The organism is Variovorax sp. PMC12 (assembly GCF_003019815.1).
Taxonomy (GTDB): Bacteria; Pseudomonadota; Gammaproteobacteria; order Burkholderiales; family Burkholderiaceae_C; genus Variovorax.
Window position 1 is genome coordinate 2,058,738 of sequence record NZ_CP027773.1, and the last position, 23,376, is coordinate 2,082,113.

A 23,376-nucleotide genomic window follows, 5' to 3' on the forward strand; every position below is an offset into this window, starting at 1 on the left:
CTTTTCCCCTGCCGGACCTGGAGTTGTCCTACGCCGCCCTACATTTCGAACGCCTCGACCTGCCGCCCGTCGACGTCGGTGAAGCCGTAGGCACGCGCCAGGTCGGCCACGCGCAGCACTTCGCCGGTCTTGTCCATCACCGCGGGGTCGGCAGCCAGCGCGGCCACCGCCCGGCCCAGATAGCGCGGCGATTCGGTGCGCGCGAGTTCGGGCTTCTCCTGCCAGTGCGCCTCGTCGGTCTTGTGCCCGGCCAGCACGAATTCCGTGCGCATCCAGCCCGGCGACACCGCGACGGACGCCACGCCGTGCGGCTTCAGTTCATGCGCCATGCCGAAGGCCAGCCGCGTCATCGACGCCTTGGCCAGGTCGTAGAACAGGCTGCCGCGCAGGTAGCGGCCCCGGTCCCAGAAGGTGGTGGTGACGATCAGCCCCTTCTTCTGCCGCACCAGCATTGGCGCGGCGCAGCGGCTGGCCACCAGATGGTTGCGCACGCCGCGGTCGAACATCGTGTCCCAGTTCGATAGCGGATGTTCCCAGAACGGCGCCTCGAACACGCCGTTGAAACTCTCGTGGCCGCCCCAGGCGTTGTTGACGAGCAGGTCGAGGCGGCCATGCTCGCGGTCCACGCGATCGAACAGCGCGGCCACTTCGTCTTCACGGGTGTGGTCGCATTGCACGGCGATGCCCCGGCCACCCTGGCGCGTGACCTCCTCGGCCGTGTCGTCGATGCTTCCGGGCAGCGCCTTCAGGTCCGACAGGGCCAGCAGTTGGCCGTAGCTGGAGGCAGGCTGGTCTCGCGTGCTGCGTCCGGTGACGTACACGGTGGCGCCGGCCGCGCCCAGTTCGACCGCGATGCCGCGCCCTGCGCCCCGGCTCGCGCCCGTGACCACAGCCACGCAGTCCTTCAGCGGACGGTCGGTGCTTTCTTCTTTCTGCATCTTTTTCGGCTCCTTGCTTGAGAGCGCATGACGATAGGCCGCGCTCAGCCGCCCGTCTTGGAAGAAACCGAAACCGTTCGCCCGAGGAATTCGGTCGGCGTGACGCCGCACAGCGCGCGGAACTCGTTGACGAGGTGCGACTGGTCGTAGAAGCCGCCTTCCAGCGCAAGGTCGGCCCAGTCCGGCGCCGGCCGCTGCCGCAGCGCGCGCAGGCAGCCGTGCATCCGCGCGAGCCGGCTCCAGGTGCGCGGCGACAGGCCGACGTGTGCATGAAAAAGCTGCTGCAGCCGACGTTCGCCGACGCCGACCGCCACCGCCACATCGCGCAACGGCAGCCGCCCTTCGGACGCTGCGATCAACCGCGTCGCATGCGTGGCGATGTCGTTGCCCGCGATGCGGCTGCCGCGCAGGCGATGCAGCAGCGCGGCATGCAACAGCGCGACACGCTGGGCGTCGCCGGGCGCTTCGGCCATGCGCTCGAGCAGCGCCGAACCCTCCCCTCGCCACAGCGCATCGAGATGGACCGCGCCGCCGCCGATCTCACCGGCCGGCAGCCCGAGCAAGCAGGCAGCGGCGCCAGGGCGCAGGGTGACGGAAAGCCCCTCGACTTGGCCCCGCATGCGCACCACGACCGGTGCGGCCGAGGCGCCGATGGCCTCTACCTCCAGGCCGTCCCCGTCGCCAGCAGACGGCGCGTCGCCGAAGTTGAAGACCAGCCGCACCGCCCCGTCGGGCAGCACGCGCTCGCGCATCTCGTGGCCGTCGGCAAAAGTTTCGCGGTACAGCATGAGGTGCGACACATGCCCGCGCAACGCGGCACCCACCGCAAACGCGCGCAGCGTGCCGGCGGGCACGGCCGATTCCGGCCCGTGCAGGGGGTCGTCTTCGAGCCGGAGGAAAAGGCGTTCGCCCATGGGTGCCGATTGTGTTGAAAAAGAGGCCACCTCAGGTCGCTGAAAATCGGCCTCTCCACTTTTTCGGTACCGTCCGCCGCATGCCCGCCACCGCCCTGCCCGTTCTCTACTCGTTCCGCCGCTGCCCGTACGCCATGCGCGCGCGGCTCGCACTGGCGGCCGCGGAGCAAGCCTGCGAGCTGCGCGAGGTGGCGCTGAAGAACAAGCCCCCGGAAATGCTCGCCGCCTCGCCCAAGGGCACGGTGCCGGTGCTGCTGCCCGGCGACGGCACGGTGCTGGAGCAGAGCCTGGACGTGATGCTCTGGGCGCTGCGCCGCAACGATCCGCTGCGCTGGCTGCAGCCCGAGGCCGGCACGCTCGCTGACATGCTCGCGCTGGTCGCCGAATGCGACGACCGCTTCAAGCCCCTGCTGGACCGCTACAAGTACCCCGACCGCCATGCGGACGGCGGCGCGCCGGCCCGCGAACAGGGCGCGCTGTTCCTGCGCGGCCTCGAAGACCGGCTCTCGGCCGCGCCGCAGCTCGCCGGCCGCCACGCCACCCTGGCAGACGCCGCGCTGATGCCCTTCGTGCGCCAGTTCGCGATGGTCGACGCCGCATGGTTCGCCGCGCAGCCGTGGCCCCGCCTGCAGGCCTGGCTCGACGGCTGGACCGGCTCCGGACTGTTCGAACGCGTCATGCAGAAGTACGCGCCGTGGAAGGCGGGCGAGGCCGGCGTCCGGTTCTAGCCGGACATGACCGCCGCGGAAGCGCGCTGGATGCACTCGATGAAGTGCTGCGCCGCCGGCGTCGACAACTGTCCCCTGCGCCGCAGCACGCACACATTGAGCATGGGCAGTGCCTCGTCCACGTCGACCCGGCGGATGCCGTGGCGCTTGAAAGTCAGCTTGACCAGCGGCTCGACGAACAGGCCGATCAAATCCATGTTCCCCACCAGCCCCAGCGCCACCGTCACCGACTGCCCCTGGATGATGCGCGAGGGCGGCGGAAGCCCGAGCGGCGTGAACAGCGGCGCCACCGACTCGCGCCCCCGGTGGTCGTCGCCCGGCAATATCCATTCGGCCGGGTACAGGTCGAGCAGCGAGCGCGCCCCGCGCAGCGGATGGCGGTTGCGCATGCCCACCACCAGCTGCACCGGAAACAGCTCCAGCGCCTCGAACTGCGGATCGAGCGTGCCCGGCACCACGTGGGCCACCGCGAAGTCGAGGTAGCCGTCGCGCAGCCGCGCCAGCATCCACGGCAGCACCGCTTCGCTGAACTGCACGTCGACGGCGGGCAGGCGGGTGTGGAAATCCTTGAACGCGGGCGGCAGCACGGTGAGCGCGAACGATGCGCTCACCGCCATCGACACCGAGCCGGTGGCGCCGTCGCGGATCTGCGCGATTTCGTCGCGCGCGCGCTGCATGTCGGCCAGCAGCAGCCGCGCGCGCGGCGCAAAGGCCTGGCCGAACTCGGTGAGCCGCACGCCCTTGACGCTGCGCTCCACCAGCGGCGCGCCGACCTCGCGCTCCAGCTCGCGCACGATCTTCGTCACCGCGGGCTGCGACAGCCCCAGCACCCGGGCCGCGGCGCGGATGCTCATCTGCTCGACCACCGCCACGAAGGCGTGCAACTGATTGGGCTTCATGACAACCAAAAGTTATCGTTATGGCCCAATTATTGTCTTTTCATGACAGCGGCGAGTCTCTAGCATCCGGCGCGGCCAGGGGCATACATACCTTCGGCAGACATCCATACAAAGCAAGCACACACTGGAGAGACATGAGCATCCCAAGCAACCCGCCGGCATCGAGCCCCGCGCGCCGGCGCCAGACCATCGTTGCCACCACCATCGGCAACGGCCTGGAGTTCTTCGACTTCACCGTCTACGGCTTCCTGGCGCTCGTGATCGGCAAGCTCTTCTTTCCGACCTTCAACTCCTACGGGCAACTGCTGCTGACGGTGGCGAGCTTCGGCGTGGGCTTCATCATGCGGCCGCTGGGCGGCATCGTCATCGGCGCCTACGCGGACCGCGCGGGCCGCAAGAAGGCCATGACGCTCACCATCTTCCTGATGGCGCTGGGCTGCGCGCTGATCGCGTTCACGCCCACCTACGCGAGCATCGGCGTCGCGGCGCCGATCGTCATCGTGCTGGCGCGGCTCATCCAGGGTTTCTCGGCCGGCGGCGAGGTGGGCGCTTCGACCACCCTGCTGGTGGAACACGCCACGCCGGCCAACCGCGGCTACATGGCGAGCTGGCAGTTCGCCAGCCAGGGCCTGGGCGTGCTGATGGGCGCCGTGGTGGTGGGCGTGCTCACGACCGCGCTCTCGGCCGAATCCATGCAGAGCTGGGGCTGGCGCGTGCCCTTCGTGATCGGCATGCTGATCGCGCCGGTGGGCATCTACATCCGCCGCCACCTCGAAGAGTCGCTGCACATCTCGCCGGCCGAAGCCGCCGCGCCGCGCGAAAGCAGCCTGAAGATCGTCTGCACGCAGCACGGCAAGACGGTGTGGCCGCCATCCTCACGCTGGTGGGCGGCACCACGGCGGCCTACGTGGTCACGTTCTACATGCCGACCTATGCGGTGCGCGAGCTCGGGTTCACGCCCTCGGTGGCGCTGTTCGGCGCGGCGCTCACCGGCCTCATCTCTTTCGCTTTCGCGCCCTTCGTGGGCAAGCTGTCCGACGTGGTGGGCCGCAAGCCGCTGATCCTGTGGAGCCGCATCGCGCTGGCCGTGCTCATCTACCCGGGCTTCCTGTGGCTCAACGCCTCGCCCACGCCCAAGGTTCTTTTCGTGGTGCTCGGCGTCTTCAGCTTCGGCCTGGTGGTGCAGACGGTGCCCGGCATCACGATGCTGCCGGAGATGTTTCCGAAGGCGGTGCGCGCGAGCGGCATGTCGCTGGTGTACAGCGTGGGCGTGGCTCTCTTCGGCGGCTTCGCGCCCTTCATCAGCACCTGGCTGCTGAACGCAACGGGCAGCAAGCTGGCGCCGGCCTGGTACCTGGTGGCGATGACGGTCGTCTCGCTGCTCGGCCTGCTCTGGCTGCGCGACCATACCGGCCGCGACATCGACGCCGCGGGCGCCCACGCGGCCTCTGCCTGAAGAGTTCCTCCCGATATTCCAAGCACAGGAGTCCCCACCTCATGACGACACAACGCTCCGCCGCCACGCGGCATTTCTCAGGCACATATGCCGAAGCCCGCGCCAAGTTCCTCGACGCCGCCGCACAGCGCGGCGCGGCCGTCGAGTCGTTCGTGCTCGATGCGCACCGCGGCGCGCTCGGCGAAGAGCTCGCCACCGACGTTGCGCTCATCGGCGCCATCGACGCGAAGAAGCTGCTGCTCGTGACCTCGGGCACGCACGGCCCCGAAGGCTTCAGCGGCTCGGGCGCGCAGATCGCCACGCTGAACGACGCCGACCTGCTCTCTCGCCTGGAGCAGGCCGGCGTGGCGCTGCTGCTGGTGCATGCCGTCAATCCGCATGGCTTTTCGCACCTGCACCGCACCAACGAAGACAACATCGACCTGAACCGCAACCACATCGACTTCAATGCGCCGCTGCCGGTGAACGCCGCGTACGCCGAAGTCGAGCCGCTGGTGCTGCCCGCCAGCTGGCCGCCCACGCCCGCCGACGAGGCCGCCGTGGGCGCCTATATCCAGAAGCACGGCATGACCGCTTTCCGCGCGGCCGTGACCAAGGGCCAGTACACCTCGCCCGACGGCCTGTTCTACGGCGGCACCGCGCCGTCGTGGAGCAACGGGACCATCCGCAAGATCCTGCGCAAGTACGCGGCCTCGGCCACGCACCTGGGCTGGATCGACGTGCACACCGGCCTGGGCCCCTACGGCCACGGCGAGAAGATCTACCCGGGCCGCAACACGCCCGAAGACCTGGCGCTGGCCCACGCCTGGTGGGGCGCCGACGTGTTCGCGCCGTTCGCGGGCGACTCGGCCTCGGCCGACGTGTCGGGCCCGGTCATCTCGACCGCTTACGACGAATGCCCGAACGCGCGCATCGCGCCCATGGGCCTGGAGTTCGGCACCCTGCCCGACCTGGAGGTGCTGAACCGCCTGCGCGCCGACACCTGGCTGCGCCGCCACCCCGAAGCGCCCGACGCGCAGAAGCGCGAGATTCGCCAGCAGCTGCGCGACGCCTTCTACTGCGACAACGAGGAATGGAAGGGCATGGTGCTGGGGCAGACCCGCGTCGTTCTATTGCAAACGCTGCAGGGCCTGCGCAAAGCCTGATCGCTCACTCGAATTTGGGCGCGCGCCGTTCGCGCAGCGAGGCAACGCCCTCGCGCACGTCGGCGCCTGCAAAGCCCATGAATTCGAGTGCCAGCGACGCGTCGAAGGTCGGCCCGGCCTGGCGCAGCCAGTTGTTCAGCGCGTACTTGGTGAGGCGAATCGCGCTCTGGCTGCCGGCCGCGAGCCGGTCGGCCACCTCGTAGGCGCGCGGCAGCAGGTCGGCTTCGTCCACCACGAGCGACACGAGGCCGATGCGCTCGGCCTCTTCGCCGCTCACCGGCTCGCACAGCAGCAGGTGGTACTTGGCCTTGGCCATGCCGCACAGCAGCGGCCACACGATGGCCGCATGGTCGCCCGCCGCCACGCCCAGTCGCGTATGGCCGTCGACGATCTTCGCGTTTTTGGTGGCAATGGAAATGTCGGCCAGCAGGCCCGCCACCAGCCCCGCGCCCACGGCCGGGCCGTGCATGGCGCTGACGATGGGCTTGTCGCAGTTGATGATGTTGTAGACCAGGTCGCGCGCCTCGCGCCACACGCGCTGGCGCACCGCGTCGTCGGTGGTCATGTCCTGCACCATCGCCAGGTCGCCGCCGCCCGAGAAGCCCTGGCCCTCGCCCCGCAGCACCGCGCAGCGCACCGTGTCGTCGGCCGACACGTCGCGCCATATCTCGGCGAGTTCGCGGTGGCCGTCGTGCCCGGCCGTCGGCAGCTTGCCGTTCGCCGCGCGCATCTGGATGTCGAGCACCGCGCCGTTCGCGCCCCGGCGCGTGATGGCAAGGGTCTGATAGCGGGTGTAGTCCATGGCGGATCCGTCTTTCTTATTTCTTGGCGGCGATCTCGCGGCAGCGCCGAACGTTGCCGTCGAAGCGCGCCGCGAGGCCGGGCTCGCACGCATCGTCGCCGGGGGTGAGCTTGCACATGCCAACCACCACGTAGTCCATGACCGCCGACGTGCACATCGGGTAGGCCGCGAGCTCGGGGTTGGCCTTGACCTTGAAGCCCCAGCGGTCCGAGAACTCCACCGTGCGCGCCATCGCGTCGTGGAAGAAGCCGCGGTCCTTTGCGGCGATGGCGGCCTCCATGCGCGGCAGTTCCTCGTTCAGGTAGCCGACCGCATCGAGCGGGAAGTCGGCGGGATTCTGCTGCGCCGTGGCCATGGATGCGGCCAGCACCAGGGGCAAGGCAGAAAAGATGCGCAAGGCCGGAGCGAGCGCGGAACGAAGGGACGGGCTTTGAGGGTGCATGGCCGTGAATTCTGCAACGTTTTGAAGCACTTTTGAATGAGCGGCGATGCGCGGGCGCGACGGCGCCTACTTTCCCTTCTTCTGCTTGTCGTACTTGCGCCAGTACTGGAACTCGTCCTCGTGCACTTCGAGGTCGATCTCCGAAATGCGCATCTGCAGCCGTTCCTGCACCTCGGCCACGGCCTTGTTGTAGACCAGCGGGCCGACTTCCTCGAGGAAGAAGCCGAGCAGCGCGCCGGCGCCGATGTTGCCGATCGGCTCTTCCATGTTCTCGCGGAAATAGCGCTCGATGGAGGTGATGGCCTGCTGGCGCGCTTCCTTCGAAATCTCGATGGTCATGGGTGTGTGTCTGTCAGGGATGGAGTCGATCGATTGTGCCGGGCGCGGCCGCGTCCCGGCGTTCGCTACCATGCGCCCACAACAACACACAACCGGAGACAGACACCATGAAGATCCGCCCCGCCGCGCTCGCGGCCCTTGCCCTGGCCGCCCTCGCCTCGCTTTCCGGCTGCACCTCCATGACGCCCACCGTGGCGCAGCGCCAGCTGATGCTGGTGGCCAACGACGAGAAGCAGTCCTGGAACGACGCCGGCGCCGTCATCCTCGGCCCCATGGGGCGCGACACCGTGCAGGTGCTCGACATCGGCACCGACCCGCTCGCGCCCAAGGTGCTGGGCACGCTGCAGCTCGACAACACCATCGCCGGCCCGCCGACCAACCTGGCCATCACGCCCGGCGAAACGCTCGCGCTGGTCGCCAACTCGCTCAACGTGGTCGAGGAGAACGGCGTGCGCAAGCAGGTGCCCGACAACCGGCTGTTCGTGATCGACCTGACCACCACCCCGCCCAGGCTGCTGGACACGCTGCAGGTCGGCAAGCAGCCCTCGGGCCTGTCGATCAACCGCGCGGGCAACCTGGCGCTGGTGGCCAACCGCGCCGACAACTCGGTGAGCGTGCTGCGCATCGCGGGCAAGAAGGTCACGCCGATCGACACCGTGGCCATGGGCGATTCCGTGGCGCACGTGCGCTTCACGCCCGACGGCAGGCGCGCGCTGGCGGCCAAGTTCCCGAGCCACAAGATCGCGCTGCTCGACGTGGACGGCGAGAAGGTCAGCTACAACAAGCTCGACCTGGCAGCGGGCCTGTGGCCCTACAACGTCGACGTGACGCCCGACGGCAAGCTCGCGCTCACGGCCGACAACGGCAACTCGGGCGCGTCCGACGGCCAGGTAGACACGGTGAGCGTGATCGACATGGAAGCCGCGCCGCCGCGCGTGGTCGACAAGGTGGTGGTCGGCGACGGGCCCGAGGGCCTGGCCGTGAGCCCGACCGGCAGGCATGCGGTGGCGGTGATCCTGCGCGGCAGCAACGCGGCGAAGAACGCCTACTTCTACAACCGCAACGGCTCGGTGGTGCTGCTGAAGATCGACGGCAAGAAGGTCACGCGCGCCAACGAGGTGGTGGTGCGCGGCCTGCCCGAAGGCGCGGTGTGGAGCGCCGACGGCAAGTACCTCTACGTGGGCAACTTCATCGACAAGGACATCACCATCCTGCGGCTGGACGGCGACACGCTGGTGCCGACGGGCAAGTCGTTCGTGCTGGAAGGCCATCCGGCCGCGATGCGCGGGACAATGACGCACTGAATCCACTTTTCCCGAACGAAGAACAAGCCATGGCGCAACCCAAACGACAACTCCGCACGCTCGAACGCGGCATCCTCTGCCTCGTGATCGGTGCAGCCGTTCTGCTGGCGCCGCGCTTCCTTCAGGGCACGCGCTGGTTCGAGATGGTGGCGGGCGCTTATATCGTGGGCTGGTTCGCGCTGGTGCTGGGCGCGGTGCTGGTGGTGGTCGAGCTGCTCAAGCGCGGCAAGCCGCGCCAGTAGCGCAAGGAGCGCAGCCAGGCCCCGATCGGATCGCCTGTCAGGCCTTCTTGCCGCGCAGCTTGCCGACCAGTTCCACCACGGCCAGCACGATGGCGCCGGCCACCACGCCCACGCCGGCGTTCACACCCATGGAGCCCAGCGTGCCGAACACGCCGCCGGTGGCCTTGGCCCAGTCTTCGACCGCATGGCCGAGTGCCGGCACGCCGTGCACCAGGATGCCGCCGCCCACGAGGAACATGGCCGCGGTGCCGGCCACCGACAGCGCCTTCATGAGCCACGGTGCCGCCACCAGGATGCCGCGGCCCAGGGCCTGCGCACCCGCGCTGGCGCGCCGGCTCAGGTAGAGGCCCGCGTCGTCGAGCTTCACGATGCCGGCCACCAGGCCGTACACGCCGACGGTCATGATGAGCGCAATGCCCGCCAGCACGGTGAGCTGCGTGGTGAACGGCTGGCCCTGCACGGTGCCCAGCGTGATGGCGATGATTTCGGCCGAAAGGATGAAGTCGGTGCGCACCGCGCCCTTGATCTTGTCCTTCTCGACCGCGACCACGTCGACCGAAGCGTCGGCCACGGCCTGTTCATGGCGCCCGGTGTCTTCGGCGTGTTCCTTCTTGTGCAGGAACTTGTGGGCGAGCTTTTCGGCGCCCTCGAAGCAGAGGAATGCGCCGCCGACCATAAGCAGCGGCGTCACCAGCCACGGCAGCCAGGTGCCGATGGCCAGGGCGGCCGGCACCAGGATCGCCTTGTTGATGAACGAGCCCTTGCACACGGCCCACACCACGGGAATCTCCCGTTCGGCCCTGACGCCGGACACCTGCTGCGCATTGAGCGCAAGGTCGTCGCCCAGCACGCCGGCCGTTTTCTTGGCGGCCACTTTGGTAAGAACAGACACGTCGTCCAGGACGGTCGCGATGTCGTCGAGCAGCAGGAGCAGGCTGGAGGCCATGGGCAGGTCGGGAAGAAAAGAGAAGCGGCGAGCTTAGCCGTTGCCCTGGACCCGCCCCTCAATACCCATATGGGGCCGGTTCAGAGCGCGCTCAGCGCCAGTGCCAGCACCGCCACCAGCGAGGCGCCGAACACCGCCAGGCCCACGCGGCGGCGGCGGTGCGTGAGCATCCACAGCGCCACGCCAGACACCGACAGGAAGATCAGGCTGCCGGCCAGTGTGTCGACCAGCAGGATCCACGGCAGCGGCATGCCGCCGCCCTTGTGCATGTTGGTGAGCGTGGCAACGAAGCCGTTGTGCATGGTGGCCACCCCCACGGAGCGATTGCCTTGCCAGTACTCGGCCTGCACCATTTCGTTCGGCCCGCCGAAATTGAAGACCCAGTGCGCCGGCTGCGTGAGCGTCGGTGCCCCGCGGTCATTCTTGTCGGCCCATGCCACGGGTTTGGCGGGCTCGATACGGGTGGAGTTGGGCGGCCCGCTCATGCGCAGTGCCTCCTGCAGCCATCGGCTCATGGCCTCGGGAGTCTCGGGCGCGGGCTCGGGCAGCGCCAGCTGAGCGCGGGTGCGTTCCTGCGCCTGCGGCAGCTTCAGCACGTTGCGGTGGTTCAGCCAGATGCCGCTGAAACCGAACAGCAGCCCCAGCACCGCGCCCCAGAGGCCGATCCAGCCGTGCATGCGGCGGATCCACTGCACGGCGGCCGTGCGGCGCTGGTGGGAGCGCACGCGCGCGGCGTGGCCCAGGGTGCTGCTGTCGTGGTCCATGGCAGCGGGTATCAGGAAACGTCGCGCTTGAGCCGGATTTCCTCGACACGCACGGTGCCGAAGGCGGTGGTCTTGGCGGTCTTCATCTCGCGCTTGAAGCCGGCGAGTTCGTGGAAGCGCATGGCGCGGTCGTTGCGAATGGGCACCCAGATCGTGACCGTGGTGCAGCCCTCTTCTTCCAGGCCTTCGCGCGCGGCGTCCCACAGGGCCACGCCTGCGCCCTTGCCCCAGTGCTCGGGCTTGACGTAGATGGCCCAGATTTCGCCGGTGGTGGGCGGGGTCTTGGGGTCGCGCGAGCGGTCGAAGCCGACGAAGCCGACGATCTGGCCGCCGTGCGTGACCACGTGCACCTGGGGTTCGCTGTATTCGATGGCTTCGCGCCACTTGGCTTCCCGCGACGCCGGGGCCAGGGTGCGCAGCTCTTCTTCGGGGAGGATGCCTTCGTAGGCAGCCTTGGCGGCCAGGGCGTGGACTTCGGCGACGGCCTTGGCGTCGCGCAGGGTGGCGGGGCGAACTTCGTAATCTGACATGAATGCGGGGAAATCAATGGAACCGCGTATTGTCGCCGCACCGCTAAACTGCCCGCTGCATCCGTCGTAACAACAGGAGAAATCGACATGGCCAAGGGTCAGCAACGCAGCACCAAGGAAGCGAAGAAACCGAAGAAGGACACCTCGCCGCCCAAGCCCGTCGGCACCGGCGGCATCGAACCGGTCCGCACGGTCACCACCGCAGTGATCCCGCGCGGCAAGCTCAAGAACAAGTGACCGACGCAGCACCGGCCCCGGCCAGGCCCGCGCAGCCGCGCAATCCGCTGCACGGGCTCACGCTGGAAGCCATCGTGACGGCACTGGCCGGCCACTATGGATGGGAACAGCTCTCGGAGCTGGTTCCCATCCGCTGTTTCGCGATCGACCCGAGCGTGAGCTCCAGCCTCAAGTTCCTGCGCAAGACGCCCTGGGCGCGCGAGAAGGTCGAGAGCCTGTACCTCTTCATGCTGCGCGAGCAACGCCGCGAACAGCAGCAGCAGCAGCAGCAGAATCCAAACACTCCCTGATCCCGCAACGATGAAGGTTCGACTCGAACCGTCGGGCCTCGGCTTCGAGGCCGACGCCGGCACCACGCTGCTGCAGGCCGCCGAGGCCGCGGGCATCGAGCTGCCCAGCTCATGCCGCAACGGCACCTGCCGCACCTGCATCTGCCGGCGGCTGTCGGGCGAGACCCGCCACACCATCGAGTGGCCGGGCCTGAGCATCGACGAAAAAGAAGAAGGCTGGATCCTGCCCTGCGTGGCGCAGGCGCTGGGCGACCTCACGCTCGACGTGCCGGGCGCGCGCGCCCTCTTCCCGGACTGAGTTCGCCGGCCAGGCTACGAAGACACGGGCCTGGCAGCGGCAGGCGCCGCCACCGTCAGCCGGTCGCGCTGCGCCAGCGAGGGGAACAGCTTGAACCACGTGAGCGCCACCAGCATGGTGCCCACGCCGCCCACCACCACGGAGCCGACCGGCCCCAGCAGCGCCGCCGTGGCGCCCGACTCGAACTCGCCGAGCTGGTTGCTGGCGCCGATGAAGATCGAATTCACGGCGCTCACGCGCCCGCGCATGGCGTCGGGCGTTTCCAGCTGCACCAGCGTCTGGCGGATCACCACGTTGACCATGTCGGCCCCGCCAGACACCGCCAGCGCGATCAGCGACACGACGAAGCTCTTGGAGATGCCGAACACCACCATGCACAGGCCGAACAGCGCGATGGCCATCAGCAGGGTGCGCCCCACGTGGCGCTCGACCGGCCGGCGCGTGAGCGCGATCGACATCACCAGCGCGCCCACGGCGGGCGCGCCGCGCAGCAGGCCCAGCCCCCAGGGGCCGGTGTGCAGGATGTCCTTGGCGTAGATGGGCAGCAGCGCCACCGCGCCGCCCAGCAGCACCGCGAACAGGTCGAGCGAGACCGCGCCGAGCACCGGCTTGCGCTTCCAGATGAAGTCGACGCCCGCGAACACCGTGGCCAGCGTGACCGGCTCGCGCGCGGCCGGCGTGTAGGCATAGCGCAGGCGCAGCACCAGCGCGCAGGCCAGCGCAAAGCACACCACGCTGGCGCCGTAGACCACCGCCATGCCGGCCACGAACAGCAGCCCGCCCAGCGCGGGCCCGCCGATGATCGCGCCCTGCATGCCGGCCGAGCTGAAGGCCATCGCGCGCGCCAGCATGGTCGGCGGCACCAGCAGCGGCGTCAGCGCCTGCTGCGCCGGCATCTGGAAGGCACGCACCGCGCCCAGCACCAGCGACAGGCCCAGCAGCAGCCCGCGCGTGTCGTGCTTGCCCATCACCGCCAGCAGCAGCACCAGCGCGACCAGCCCCTGCACCGCGAAGCAGGCCGCGACGATGCGCCCCCGGTGATGGCGGTCGACGATGTGGCCCGCCAGCAGCGCCAGCAGCAGCGCGGGCACGAACTGGTAGAGGCCGACCAGGCCCAGGTCCCAGGCGCTGCCGGTGAGGTCGTACATGTGCCAGCCGATGGCCACCAGCAGCATCTGCGAGGCGGCGGTGCCGAAGAGCCGCGCCGTCCACATCTGCATGAAGGGACGTTCGCGGGTCAGGTCGGAAAAGCTGGGGGAGGAAGCCGCGCCGGCCGGAACGGCGGAGGCTGCGGGGGGCAAGGAAGCGGGAGCGGGGTCGGGGCCGGACATCCGCTCAAGGATAGCCGAGGCTTCATGAGCGGGCCGTGAGGCGAGGCGACCGTCCCTCCACCTCCGTGGGCCCGCTCTCTAAACTCGGTGCCTCCATGACCCTGCCCGCCCCCCTGCACCCCGTTCACGAAGACGACCACCTCCTGGTGTTCGACAAGCCCGCCGGCCTTCTCTGCGTGCCCGGCCGCGGCGAGGACAAGCAGGACTGCCTGAGCGCGCGCGCCATTCGCCAATGGCCCGACGCGCTGATCGTGCACCGGCTCGACATGGGCACCAGCGGCCTGGTGGTGATGGCCCGCGGCATCGAGATGCAGCGCGCCCTGAGCGCCGCATTTGCCGAGCGCCGCGTGCACAAGCGCTACGAAGCCGTGGTCGACGGCGCGATGCCGCTGCGCGAGGAGTGGTCGGTGATCGACGCCCCATTGATGGCCGACTGGCCGCGCCGGCCGCTGCAGAAGGTCGACCCGGCGGGCAAGCCGAGCGTCACACGCTGGAAGGCGATTTCAGCCTGGCCCGGCGAACCGGCTGCTGCTGCCGCCACGCATGTGCTGCTGGAGCCGCTGACCGGCAGATCGCACCAGCTGCGCGTGCACCTGCTGTCGATCGGCCATCCGATATTGGGAGATGCGCTCTATGGCGATGCAGCCTTGCAGGCACGTGCGCCGCGCCTGCTGCTGCATGCGAGCGAGCTGGGCTTCGTGCATCCGGTGACGCGGCAGGAGCTCCGCTTCAGTCGGCCGCCGGATTTCGTTGCCTCGCGTGGCTGAAGAAGAACTCAGCCGCCCTTGACGACCAGCACCGGCATGTTCGCGTCCTGCAGCACGCGCTGCGTGACGCTGCCGAGCAGCAGTTTCTCGATGCCGCTGCGGCCGTGCGACCCCATCACGATGAGGTCGGCCGCGATGGCGATGGCCGTGTCGACGATGCCTTCATGCACCACGTGGCCGTCGATCACGCGCTGGTCGCTGTGCAGGCCTTCGGCCGCCAGCGCCGCCACGCCGCGCGCGAGTGCCGCGTTGGCGCTTGCAGTTGCGGCAGCGAGGTATTCGTTCTGGCCGAGCGCATAGTCCGCGCCCACGCCGATGAAGGGATAGTTGTCGATCACGTGTATCAACGTGATGCGGCTTCCGAAGGCCAGCGCGAGGCCGCTGGCCTTGCTGACGGCGAGCATGGAAGTTTCGGAGCCGTCGATCGGAACCAGGATGTGATTGAACATGGCGGGACCTCGCTTTCGTTCGCAGACAGACCCGGCTCACAAAGAGCCGGGGCTCGAATTTAACCGCTGTTCGGGTGGCCGGACTGTAGGACTCGTACCAGCGGCGGCGCAACGCGCTCTCGCACGCCGCGCCGCGCGGGCTCAGTCGCCCTGAAAACCCTTGGCCCGGCAGGTGATCACGAGCGTGTCGCGCCAGCCTTCGCCGCCCTCTTCGAGCGGCTGGATGGGCGTGGACTCGTGGATCACGCGCGCGTCGTCGAGCAGCAGCAGGGTCCACGGCTCGGTCATGGTGAAGCGTTCGCCGCGCCGGCCGTTGGCCTCGAACACCCGCGTCTCGCCGCCCTTGATGCCCTGGCGGCCGATGAGGGCGACAGCCACCAGGTCGACGCCGTCGCGGTGCGCGCCCTCGGGCGTCGGTCGGCCGATGCCGCCGGCGGTGTCGATGCGGAACTGGTGCGCTTCCACGAACCAGCGCTGCGGTGCGCCGCGCATGTCGCTGCTGGTCTTGCCCAGTTGCTGCAGCAGGCGCTGCCACACAGGCTGCGCCACGGTGGCGTCGAGCATCGGAGCGAACCAGCGCTGCATGCCGCCGTGCAACGCGTTGTATTCGACCGGCTGCCAGTGCGCGCGATGCGGCACCCGCGCCAGCGTGGCGTGGTCGTCGGCCTCGACGGTGAAGCAGGCATGGCGCCGCGTGCGGTAGCGGCCACCGTCCTTCAGGTATTCATCGGGCGGGAGTTCGTTCCAGTCAGCGTGCAGCGCCTCGAGCTGCGACAGAGGTGCGCCGAGCCATTCGCTGACGCCCTGGGGGCTCAGCACCGCATAGCCCTGGCCGCGCAGTGCGTCCGGCAGGTCGGCGGGGGCGATGAACGGAGGTGTGAAAGCAGCCGCGGTCACTGCGCGCTGACCTTCACGTCCTTCCAGAACGCGACGCGGTCGCGAACCTCTTCTGCTTCGGGCTTCGGGTCGGCGTAGTACCAGGCGGCGTCGGTGTTGAGCTCGCCGTTGACCAGCAGCGAGTAGTAGCTTGCGGTGCCCTTCCAGGGGCAGGTGGTCTTGTGGTTGCTGAAGGTGACGACGTCGCGGTTGAGCGAACTCATCGGGAAATAGTGGTTGCCTTCGACGAGCACGGTGTCGTCGCTTTCGGCGATGGTGACGCCGTTCCAGGTTGCTTTCATGTCTTGGTCTCCAAGGGGAGGGGTTGCGGGCGCTGGCCGTTGCGCTGCCGCACGGGGCTTGGGTATTGTGCCGCTGCTTCGGACGGTAGCTTTTTCTGTGGTCGTATCTGGGCTGGTTGTGCAGTTTTTTCCCGGGGCCGGGTCTCGGCCCGGCGGCCGAGCTACTTTCTTTTGCTTCGCCAAAAGAAAGTAGCCAAAGAAAAGGCGACCCTGCTGTCTGCGCCCCTTCGCTTCGCTACGGGCAACCTGCGGTGCTCGACTCCGGCGGGGGTCCGCAGAACTCGCTTCGCTCAAACAGCTGCGGCCCTGATCCCGCCTACGTCTGCGCTCCTCGGCGCAGCCAGAAGGGAGTTGGAAACCGAACGCGCCATCGCTGCGCTCGGCGTGGGCCTGCTGCAGCATTGGCCGAGCGAAGCAAAGGCCCGGATGGCTTCCCCTCCCCTCTGGCTGCGCCGAGGAGCGCAGCGTTTCGCGGATCAGGGCTCGCCCTTGTTTGAGCGAAGCGAGTTTGGGCGAGACCCCGCGAAACGCGAGCACCGCAGGTTGCCCGTAGCGAAGCGGAGGGTCGCAGACAGTGGGGTCGCCTTTTCTTTGCTTACTTTCTTTTGGCGAAGCAAAAGAAAGTGAGTCCGCCGCCGGGCGGATATCCCGGCCCCGAAACCAAACCTAGGCAGCCAACCAATGCACGCTAAAAAGCCTCTCAGGATCCGTCCAGACAGCCCCCGGACGAAACCCCGCCCGAACAGCCAAAGCCCGCAACCCTTCAACGGTGAACTTGTGCGAGTACTCCGTATGAATAGTCTCGCCCTCCTCGAACCCGAACCGCTCACCATTCAAGCAAACGCTCTGGGCCCGCCGGCTCACCAGATGCATCTCGATCCGCCGCCGAGGCGCGTTGTAGAACGCCGCGTGCGAGAACCCGTCCAGATCGAAGTCGGCGTTCAGCTCCGAATTGGCACGACGCAGCAGGTTGAGATTGAACTCTCCCGTCACCCCTTGCGCATCGTTGTATGCCGCATGCAGCCGCGCCGGGTCTTTCACCAGGTCGACACCGATCAGCAGTCCTCCGCCACGCAACATGCGCGCAGCCAGTTGCAGGAAGGCCAGCGCCTCGTCGGGCTCGAAATTTCCGATCGTCGACCCCGGGAAGAAGCCGACTCGCCGCCCCGCCCCGGGCATGGGCGCGGGCAGCACCATCGGCATCGTGTAGTCAGCCGCAATGGGCTGCACCACGAGCTCCGGATAGTCCGCCCTCAACCGCGCCGCGGCCGCTTCCAGGTGCTCGCCGGAAATGTCGATGGGCAGATAGCGCTTGGGCGTCTCCAGCGCATCGAGCAGCAGCCGCACTTTCGTGAGCGACCCGGCCCCGAACTCGACGATCTCCGCATTCGGGCCGACCTGCTGCGCGATCTCTCCCGCGCACTCGCCAAGAATGCGCAGTTCGGTGCGCGTCGGGTAGTACTCGGGCAGATCGCAGATCCGGTCGAACAGCTGCGACCCCGCCACGTCGTAGAAGAACTTCGGCGAAATGCTGCGCGGCGAGCGCGCAAGCCCCGCCTGCATCTCGCGCCCGAACTCCGACAGCGGCGCTGCGGATTCGGATGCAGTGGCAGCGGCGCGCGCCTTGGCGGGCGCGAACGACAGGGAGGAAGAGGAAGTCGGATTTCGCATGATCAGATGTCTTTCGCGAGCCGCAGCCCCGAGAACTGCCAGCGCGCTGCCGGCGGAAAGAAATTGCGGTAGCTGGGCCGCGTGTGCCCGGCCGGCGTGGCCACGCTGCCGCCGCGCAGCACCAGTTGCCCCACCATGAACTTGCCGTTGTATTCCGCCGCGATGCCGGGCATCGGCCGGAAGCCGGGGTATGGGTCGTACGACGAACGCGTCCATTGCCAGACGTGGCCGGTCATCTGGGTGATGCCGGGGGCGTCGTATGCGGCCTCCCATTCGAACTCGGTCGGCAGCCGCGCGCCGGCCCATTCGGCGTACGCGGCGGCTTCGTAGAAACTGAGCTGCGACACCGGCGCATCGGCCTCCAGCGGGCGCGCGCCGTGCAGGCCGAACACATGCCAGCCGGCGGAAGGCCCTTGCGGCGGCTGCAGGCCGAAGCCCAGCCGCGGATCGTCGGGCGCGAGCCAGTAGGCCGGGTGGCGCCAGCCGTTCGCCTGCACCGCCGCCCATCCGTCGGACAGCCACAGCTCGGGCCGCTGGTAGCCGCCGTCGGCAATGAACTGGGCGAAGTCGCCGCAGTTCACCAGCCGGTCGGCAATGGCATGCGGCTGCACCAGCGCCTGGTGGCGCGGTGTCTCGTTGTCGAAAGAAAACTCGCTGCCGCCAAAGCCCACCTCGACCAGCCCCCCGCGCTGCTCGATCCAGCGCATGGCGGGCGGCACGGCGGCCAGCCTCAGCGCCGGCCCGCTCGCGGGCTTGTAGGCGGGCAGCATCGGGTTGCACGACAGCGCATGCAGGATGTCGGTGAGCAGCAGCTCCTGGTGCTGCTGCTCGTGGTTGAGCCCCAGCGTGACGATGGGTTCGATGGCCGCCCAGTCGCCGCCGCCCGCTTCGAGCAGCGCGACCACTGCCTCGTCGACATGCCTGCGGTACGCATGCACCTCGTCCACCGACGGCCGCGTGAGCAGCCCGCGCTGCGGGCGCGGATGGCGCGGGCCGAGCGCTTCGTAGTACGAGTTGAAGAGGTAGTGAAAGCGTTTGTCGAAGGGCAGGTAGCCCGTGGCATGCGGCTGCAGGAGCACCGTCTCGAAGAACCACGTGGTGTGCGCCAGGTGCCACTTGGTCGGGCTCGCGTCGGGCATCGACTGGACGCACTGGTCTTCGGCGGAAAGCGGGGCGGCAAGCGCCAGGCTGGTGGCGCGCACATCGCGGAACTTGTCGCGCAGTGCGCTAGCCGCCTGTGTGATCGGCCGGGAAAGCGTCATGGGGTCTCCAGTCGGGTCAGCCGCACTTTGTAGCCCATTCGCGTGAAGAAGGCGCGTAGGACAAAACGCCGCGGGCTCGCAGCCGAAAAATCGGCGGACAGGCACTGTGGCACAAGACGCGCGGGCTTGCATGGCGGGCTGCGTATCATCCATCGGATGCAAACGACCAACCCATCGGGCACATCGGGCAGGCCGCGAATCGTCATCGTCGGCTGCGGTTTCGGCGGACTGGAAGCGGCGCGCAAGCTCCAGCACGCGGACGTCGACGTGACGGTGATCGACAAGACCAACCATCACCTGTTCCAGCCCCTGCTCTACCAGGTGGCGACCGCCGGGCTCGCGGCACCGTCGATCGCAGCGCCGGTGCGCGCGCTCTTCCGCAAGCAGCCGCGCATCACCACGCTGCTGGGCGAGGTCACGGGCATCGACCCCGCCGCGCGCACGGTGCGGCTGGCCAACGGCGACAGCGTGCCCTACGACCACCTGATCGTCGCGGCCGGCGCCACGCACAGCTACTTCGGCAACGACCAGTGGGCGCCGATCGCTCCCGGTCTGAAGACGCTGGCCGATGCCTTCGAGATCCGCCGCCGCGTGCTGCTGTCGTTCGAGACGGCCGAGATCACCACCGACCCCGACCGCCGCCGCGCGCTGCTCACCTTCGTGGTGATCGGCGCCGGGCCGACCGGCGTCGAGATGGCCGGCACGCTGGCCGAGATCGCCAAGCACACGCTGTCGGGTGAGTTCCGCCACATCGACCCGGCCAGCGCGCAGGTGCTGCTGGTCGAAGGCGGCCCGCGCGTGCTGCAGGCCATGCCCGAGTCGTTGAGCCAGAAAGCGCTGGAGCAGTTGGAGAAGCTGGGCGTCGAGGTGCGGCTGAACGCCCGCGTCACCGCCATCGACCCCACCGGCCTCGAAGTGCAGACCGGTGGCGGCGCTGACGGCGCGCCCGCAGCCAGCTACCGAATCGATAGCAGTTGCGTGGTGTGGGCCGCCGGCGTGGCGGCCTCGCCGCTGGGGCGCATGCTCGGCGCCGCCACCGGCGTCGAATGCGACCGCGCGGGCCGCATCAAGGTCGAGCCCGACCTGAGCCTGGCGGGTTATTCATCGATCAGCGTGGTGGGCGACCTCGCCGCCGCCATGAGCCATGCGCCCGGCAAGCCGCCGAAGCCGGTGCCCGGCGTGTCGCCCGGCGCCAAGCAGATGGGGCGCGCGGCGGCGGCCAACATCCTGCGCCGCATTTCAGGCCAGCCGACGGTGCCGTTCCGCTACGCCGACTACGGCAACCTGGCCACCATCGGCCGCAACTCGGCCGTGGTCGACCTGGGCACGCCCTTCGGCCCGCTGCGCTTCAGCGGCCGCCTCGCGTGGCTGTTCTGGCTGTTCGCGCACGCGTACTTCCTGATCGGCTTTCGCAACCGCATCGTCGTGATGATGGACTGGGCCGGTGCCTACTGGAGCTTCCAGCGCAATGCGCGCGTGGTGGCCGACGTGCAGGGCAAGGGCGAATCCTGAAGATCCGGGCGCCGATGTGCAGCCGGCGCTGCGCTGCCAGGGCTGCGGCGCCCGCTCAGGTTCAGAAGAAAAAGAAACCGTGGTGCCGCGAGTCGCGCTCGCTGCGGCGCCACTCCCAAGGCGGCGTCGGCCTCGGGTCGGCCCACAGCCCCAGGCGCTTGCCCCGGGCCCTGGCCTCCAGCTTGAAGAGCCCGCCGCCGCGCCTGGTGGCGAGCTTGTTGTAGTCGTAGACCCAGGCCCAGCCGTCGGACACCATGCGGCTGCCGACGTCCTCGCCGTTGCAGCTGACGTCGGCTACCGTGCGGCCGTAGCGGTCGGTGTCGATCTCGGTGATGAGCGCGGTTTCGCTGAAGCACAGGCTACCGAGCGCCTGCCGGCTGCGCTGGCCGTAGGGCTGCGCCTTCTCGGGGGCGTCGATGGCCGCGATGCGCACCTTCACGCGTTCGTAGGCGCCGATGCGCCCGCAGCGCGCGGTGAGCGTGTCGCCGTCGCTGATGCCCACGACGAGGCAGGAACGCGGGGCGGCTTGGGTCAGGAGGGGAAAGAAGGCAAGAAGGCAGGAAAGCAGCAGCGCGCGCGAATGCATGAAGAAGCGGGAGATAGGCAGAATGCGGGACCGATCGAGGCTAAGTGATCCACCCGCCGGAACCGGCCGGTACACAGACTTTTTCTTTTGAACCACGTTTCGAAGGAGAGCACGCACCATGCAAGAACCCACCCAGGACGACTGGTTCCTCGCGGCCAACGACGCATGGGACGCCGGCGCGCACAAGAAGGCCCTCTCGCTGTTCCTCAAGGCCGCGGCGGCGGGCGAGACCCACGCGCTGAACAGCGTCGGCTATTTCCTCGACCACGGCATCGGCGTGAAGAAGAATCCCGAGGCGGCGCGCGACTGGTATCGCAAAGCGGCCAAGGCAGGCGACGTGGCGGGCTGCGCCAACCTTGCCATCTGCTATCGCGACGAAGGCAACTTCCGCTGGGCGCGCTTCTGGTTCGAGAAGGCCTATGCGCAGGGCGACGGCGACGCGGCGCTGGAACTGGGCCGGCTCTTCCTGTGGGAAGGTCCGAACCAGAACCGGCACAAGGTGGTGGACTACCTGGGCAAGGCGGTGGCCTCGCAGTCCATCACGCGAACGGACGCACCGAGGCAGGGGCGCTGCTGAAGTCGCTGGGCCTCACGAAGTAAAGCCCGCCCTGCTCAGTTCGCGCGGCTCTCGTCTTCCTGCAGCAGCCGCCACATCACCTTGCCGCTGCCGCTCTTGGGCAGCGCATCCACGAACTGCACCTTGCGCGGGATCTTGTAGACCGCCATGTTCTCGCGGCACCAGTCGATGATCTGCTGCTCGGTGGTGTCCTTGTGCGTGGCGCGCAGCACCACCACCGCCTTGACCGATTCGCCGCGGTAGTCGTCCTTGGTCGAGATGACGCAGGCCTCCTGGATGGCGGGGTGGCGGAACATCAGCAGCTCGACCTCGGCCGGCCACACTTTGAAGCCGCTGGCGTTGATCATCCGCTTGAGGCGGTCGGTGATGAAGAAGTAGCCGTCCTCGTCCATGCGACCCATGTCGCCCGAGCGGAAGAAGCGCTTGCCCTCGAACTCGACGAAGGCAGCCGCGGTGGCATCGGGCCGTTTCCAATAGCCCTGGAACACCTCCGGGCCGTGGATGATGATCTCGCCCGATTCGCCGATGGGCATTTCGGCCAGGGTGTCGGGGTCGACCACCCGCGCGTCGGTGCTCATGAACGGAATGCCCAGGCACTGCTGCTTGGGGTGGTCCGACGGGTTGGTGTGCGACGGCGCGGCGGTCTCGGTCAGGCCGTAGCCTTCCTGGTACTTCAGCCCGTACTGCTCGAACAGGCGCTGCGCCACGGCCTGCGGCATGGCCGCGCCGCCGCCGCCGATGTAGGTCATGCTCGACAGGTCGTAGCTCGCGAAGTTGGGGCTGGCCATGAGGTCGATGACCATGGTCGGGATGTTGGTCCAGGCCGTGACCTTCCAGCGCGAGATGAGCCGGCCGGCCACGTCGCGGTCCCAGCGCGGCATGATGATCAGCGTGGCCGCCGCCAGGATGGCGGTGTGCATCATGCTGACCACGCCGGTGATGTGGAACATGGGCACCACCGCCAGCACCACCGTCTCGGAGGTCGAACAGCCCCAGAGCTGCCCGGCCATCGCGTTGTGCATCAGGCTCGAATGGTGGTGCACGCAGCCCTTGGGCAGGCCGGTGGTGCCGCTGGTGTAGGGCAGCAGCGCCATGTCGTCGGCGCCCACCACGTGCGCGGGCGGCGGATGGCCGGCGGCCAGCACGTCGGTCCAGGCCAGCGCCTCGCCGCCGGCCAGCGCGGGCAGCGGATGGCGGGTGGTGAGCCATTCCTTCCAGGCCGGTGCCGGGGCGTCCTCGCCGGAGATGTCGGCGTCGAAGGCGTCGGTGAACTGCGTCACGATCATGTGCGACAGCCGCTGCTCGGGCGGCAGTGCGTTGCTGGCCTTGGCAAGCTCGGGCGCGAGGTCGCCGGTGATGATCGCCACCTTGGCGTCGGGGTCGGTGATGTAGTGCTTGAGCTCCTCGGCCCGGTTCATCGGGTTGACCGGCACCACCACCGCGTTGGCGCGCAGGATCGCGAAATGCGCAATCACCAGCTGCGGGCAGTTCTGCATGTCCAGGATCACGCGGTCGCCGCGCTGCACGCCCAGCGCATGCAGCGCCCCGGCCAGGCGCTCGGCCTGTTCGGCGAATTCGCGATAGCTGAGCACACGGCCGAAGAACACGAGCGCCGGCTTGTCCGGGTAGCGGGCGGCCGAGGTGGCCAGGTTGTGCCAGAGCGAGGTGGCGGGGACGGTGATCGAATGCGGAAGGCGTTTGGGCCAGAACTTGTAATGCGGGCGTTGTTGCATGGTGAGAACAGGCGGGGAAAGCAGAGGGGAGAGACA

At 68.6% G+C, this 23,376-nt stretch carries 28 protein-coding genes and 1 pseudogene; 12 read left to right on the plus strand and 17 right to left on the minus strand.

Features of this window, described 5'->3' with window-relative positions:
- Positions 1-38: 38 nt before the first annotated feature.
- Both C4F17_RS09585 and C4F17_RS09590 read right to left on the minus strand, forming a co-directional pair.
- Entirely contained in the window at positions 39-938 is a 900-nt protein-coding gene (locus C4F17_RS09585; RefSeq protein WP_106935081.1) for an SDR family oxidoreductase, read from the minus strand.
- A 44-nt stretch (positions 939-982) separates the two neighbouring features.
- Positions 983-1,852 carry a helix-turn-helix domain-containing protein gene (locus C4F17_RS09590; RefSeq protein WP_106935082.1) on the minus strand — a complete coding sequence of 290 codons (870 nt, stop codon included), beginning with the start codon at positions 1,850-1,852 and terminating at the stop codon, positions 983-985.
- 80 nt (positions 1,853-1,932) lie between these two features.
- Between C4F17_RS09590 and C4F17_RS09595 the strand changes: the two genes are divergently transcribed.
- The gene (locus C4F17_RS09595; RefSeq protein WP_106935083.1) at positions 1,933-2,580 is read left to right on the plus strand and encodes a glutathione S-transferase; all 648 of its coding nucleotides are present in this window, start codon (positions 1,933-1,935) and stop codon (positions 2,578-2,580) included.
- On the opposite strand, the gene C4F17_RS09600 is transcribed toward C4F17_RS09595, so the two are convergent.
- Complete coding sequence (locus C4F17_RS09600; RefSeq protein WP_106935084.1) at positions 2,577-3,479, minus strand: LysR family transcriptional regulator; 903 nt, start codon at positions 3,477-3,479, stop codon at positions 2,577-2,579. The two genes, C4F17_RS09595 and C4F17_RS09600, sit on opposite strands and share 4 nt — an antisense overlap.
- A gap of 134 nt (positions 3,480-3,613) precedes the next feature.
- Between C4F17_RS09600 and C4F17_RS33715 the strand changes: the two are divergent.
- The 3 genes and pseudogenes from C4F17_RS33715 to C4F17_RS09610 all read left to right on the plus strand — a co-directional run.
- A pseudogene (locus C4F17_RS33715) lies at positions 3,614-4,231 on the plus strand (MFS transporter); the annotation flags it as partial.
- A gap of 170 nt (positions 4,232-4,401) precedes the next feature.
- Positions 4,402-4,935: an MFS transporter gene (locus C4F17_RS33720; protein WP_325002270.1), complete on the plus strand. Its 534-nt coding sequence runs from the start codon at positions 4,402-4,404 to the stop codon at positions 4,933-4,935.
- Positions 4,936-4,976: 41 nt separating this feature from the next.
- Positions 4,977-6,080 carry a M14 family metallopeptidase gene (locus tag C4F17_RS09610; protein ID WP_106935085.1) on the plus strand — a complete coding sequence of 368 codons (1,104 nt, stop codon included), beginning with the start codon at positions 4,977-4,979 and terminating at the stop codon, positions 6,078-6,080.
- A gap of 4 nt (positions 6,081-6,084) precedes the next feature.
- On the opposite strand, the gene C4F17_RS09615 is transcribed toward C4F17_RS09610, so the two are convergent.
- The 3 genes from C4F17_RS09615 to C4F17_RS09625 form a co-directional block, all read right to left on the minus strand.
- Positions 6,085-6,882: an enoyl-CoA hydratase/isomerase family protein gene (locus tag C4F17_RS09615; RefSeq protein WP_106935086.1), complete on the minus strand. Its 798-nt coding sequence runs from the start codon at positions 6,880-6,882 to the stop codon at positions 6,085-6,087.
- Positions 6,883-6,898: 16 nt separating this feature from the next.
- The gene (locus C4F17_RS09620) at positions 6,899-7,279 is read right to left on the minus strand and encodes a hypothetical protein (protein ID WP_234382698.1); all 381 of its coding nucleotides are present in this window, start codon (positions 7,277-7,279) and stop codon (positions 6,899-6,901) included.
- 111 nt (positions 7,280-7,390) lie between these two features.
- Positions 7,391-7,663, minus strand: a complete 273-nt coding sequence (locus C4F17_RS09625) for a DUF2164 domain-containing protein (RefSeq protein ID WP_081271507.1) — start codon at positions 7,661-7,663, stop codon at positions 7,391-7,393.
- A gap of 107 nt (positions 7,664-7,770) precedes the next feature.
- Here C4F17_RS09625 and C4F17_RS09630 point away from each other — a divergent pair, with 107 nt between their 5' ends.
- Complete coding sequence (locus C4F17_RS09630; RefSeq protein ID WP_106935088.1) at positions 7,771-8,967, plus strand: lactonase family protein; 1,197 nt, start codon at positions 7,771-7,773, stop codon at positions 8,965-8,967.
- 29 nt (positions 8,968-8,996) lie between these two features.
- Positions 8,997-9,209 (plus strand): hypothetical protein, encoded by a 213-nt coding sequence (locus C4F17_RS09635; protein WP_106935089.1) that lies wholly within the window; start codon positions 8,997-8,999, stop codon positions 9,207-9,209.
- A 37-nt stretch (positions 9,210-9,246) separates the two neighbouring features.
- Here the strand turns inward: C4F17_RS09635 and C4F17_RS09640 are convergent, their stop codons facing one another.
- From C4F17_RS09640 to C4F17_RS09650, 3 genes are all read right to left on the minus strand, one after another.
- A complete protein-coding gene (locus tag C4F17_RS09640; RefSeq protein WP_081271504.1) occupies positions 9,247-10,155 on the minus strand; it encodes a DUF808 domain-containing protein in 909 nt (302 codons plus the stop codon).
- Between the two features lie 80 nt (positions 10,156-10,235).
- Complete coding sequence (locus C4F17_RS09645; protein WP_106935090.1) at positions 10,236-10,919, minus strand: PepSY-associated TM helix domain-containing protein; 684 nt, start codon at positions 10,917-10,919, stop codon at positions 10,236-10,238.
- A gap of 11 nt (positions 10,920-10,930) precedes the next feature.
- Entirely contained in the window at positions 10,931-11,449 is a 519-nt protein-coding gene (locus C4F17_RS09650; RefSeq protein WP_081271502.1) for a GNAT family N-acetyltransferase, read from the minus strand.
- 87 nt (positions 11,450-11,536) lie between these two features.
- Here C4F17_RS09650 and C4F17_RS33125 point away from each other — a divergent pair, with 87 nt between their 5' ends.
- Genes C4F17_RS33125 through C4F17_RS09660 form a run of 3 tightly spaced genes read left to right on the plus strand, consistent with a single transcriptional unit; the run spans position 11,537 to position 12,274 of the window.
- On the plus strand, positions 11,537-11,686 hold the full coding sequence (locus C4F17_RS33125; RefSeq protein ID WP_172839976.1) for a hypothetical protein: 150 nt from the start codon (positions 11,537-11,539) through the stop codon (positions 11,684-11,686).
- Positions 11,683-11,976: a VF530 family DNA-binding protein gene (locus C4F17_RS09655; protein WP_106935091.1), complete on the plus strand. Its 294-nt coding sequence runs from the start codon at positions 11,683-11,685 to the stop codon at positions 11,974-11,976. Before C4F17_RS33125 ends, C4F17_RS09655 begins: the two co-directional genes overlap by 4 nt.
- Positions 11,977-11,986: 10 nt before the next feature.
- Positions 11,987-12,274 (plus strand): 2Fe-2S iron-sulfur cluster-binding protein, encoded by a 288-nt coding sequence (locus tag C4F17_RS09660; RefSeq protein ID WP_081271500.1) that lies wholly within the window; start codon positions 11,987-11,989, stop codon positions 12,272-12,274.
- Between the two features lie 14 nt (positions 12,275-12,288).
- Here the strand turns inward: C4F17_RS09660 and C4F17_RS09665 are convergent, their stop codons facing one another.
- A complete protein-coding gene (locus tag C4F17_RS09665) occupies positions 12,289-13,494 on the minus strand; it encodes an MFS transporter (protein WP_081271499.1) in 1,206 nt (401 codons plus the stop codon).
- 206 nt (positions 13,495-13,700) lie between these two features.
- On the opposite strand from C4F17_RS09665, the gene C4F17_RS09670 reads away from it, so the two are divergent.
- Positions 13,701-14,372: an RluA family pseudouridine synthase gene (locus tag C4F17_RS09670; RefSeq protein ID WP_106935092.1), complete on the plus strand. Its 672-nt coding sequence runs from the start codon at positions 13,701-13,703 to the stop codon at positions 14,370-14,372.
- An 8-nt stretch (positions 14,373-14,380) separates the two neighbouring features.
- On the opposite strand, the gene C4F17_RS09675 is transcribed toward C4F17_RS09670, so the two are convergent.
- The 5 genes from C4F17_RS09675 to egtB form a co-directional block, all read right to left on the minus strand.
- Complete coding sequence (locus C4F17_RS09675) at positions 14,381-14,821, minus strand: universal stress protein (protein ID WP_007833935.1); 441 nt, start codon at positions 14,819-14,821, stop codon at positions 14,381-14,383.
- A gap of 141 nt (positions 14,822-14,962) precedes the next feature.
- Positions 14,963-15,718 carry a 2OG-Fe dioxygenase family protein gene (locus C4F17_RS09680; protein WP_106935093.1) on the minus strand — a complete coding sequence of 252 codons (756 nt, stop codon included), beginning with the start codon at positions 15,716-15,718 and terminating at the stop codon, positions 14,963-14,965.
- On the minus strand, positions 15,715-15,999 hold the full coding sequence (locus tag C4F17_RS09685; RefSeq protein WP_081271497.1) for a DUF427 domain-containing protein: 285 nt from the start codon (positions 15,997-15,999) through the stop codon (positions 15,715-15,717). Before C4F17_RS09685 ends, C4F17_RS09680 begins: the two co-directional genes overlap by 4 nt.
- A gap of 666 nt (positions 16,000-16,665) precedes the next feature.
- Positions 16,666-17,670: an L-histidine N(alpha)-methyltransferase gene (gene egtD, locus C4F17_RS09695; protein WP_106935094.1), complete on the minus strand. Its 1,005-nt coding sequence runs from the start codon at positions 17,668-17,670 to the stop codon at positions 16,666-16,668.
- Between the two features lie 2 nt (positions 17,671-17,672).
- Positions 17,673-18,932, minus strand: coding sequence for an ergothioneine biosynthesis protein EgtB (egtB, locus tag C4F17_RS09700; RefSeq protein WP_106935095.1), 1,260 nt, complete (start codon positions 18,930-18,932; stop codon positions 17,673-17,675).
- Between the two features lie 156 nt (positions 18,933-19,088).
- On the opposite strand from egtB, the gene C4F17_RS09705 reads away from it, so the two are divergent.
- Positions 19,089-20,444, plus strand: a complete 1,356-nt coding sequence (locus C4F17_RS09705; protein ID WP_106935096.1) for an NAD(P)/FAD-dependent oxidoreductase — start codon at positions 19,089-19,091, stop codon at positions 20,442-20,444.
- 61 nt (positions 20,445-20,505) lie between these two features.
- Here C4F17_RS09705 and C4F17_RS09710 read toward each other — a convergent pair whose 3' ends face one another.
- Positions 20,506-21,030, minus strand: coding sequence for a thermonuclease family protein (locus C4F17_RS09710; RefSeq protein ID WP_106935097.1), 525 nt, complete (start codon positions 21,028-21,030; stop codon positions 20,506-20,508).
- Between the two features lie 118 nt (positions 21,031-21,148).
- Between C4F17_RS09710 and C4F17_RS09715 the strand changes: the two genes are divergently transcribed.
- On the plus strand, positions 21,149-21,607 hold the full coding sequence (locus C4F17_RS09715) for a tetratricopeptide repeat protein (protein WP_234382699.1): 459 nt from the start codon (positions 21,149-21,151) through the stop codon (positions 21,605-21,607).
- 35 nt (positions 21,608-21,642) lie between these two features.
- Here C4F17_RS09715 and C4F17_RS09720 read toward each other — a convergent pair whose 3' ends face one another.
- Entirely contained in the window at positions 21,643-23,340 is a 1,698-nt protein-coding gene (locus tag C4F17_RS09720) for a long-chain fatty acid--CoA ligase (protein ID WP_081271491.1), read from the minus strand.
- Between the last annotated feature and the right edge of the window lie 36 nt (positions 23,341-23,376).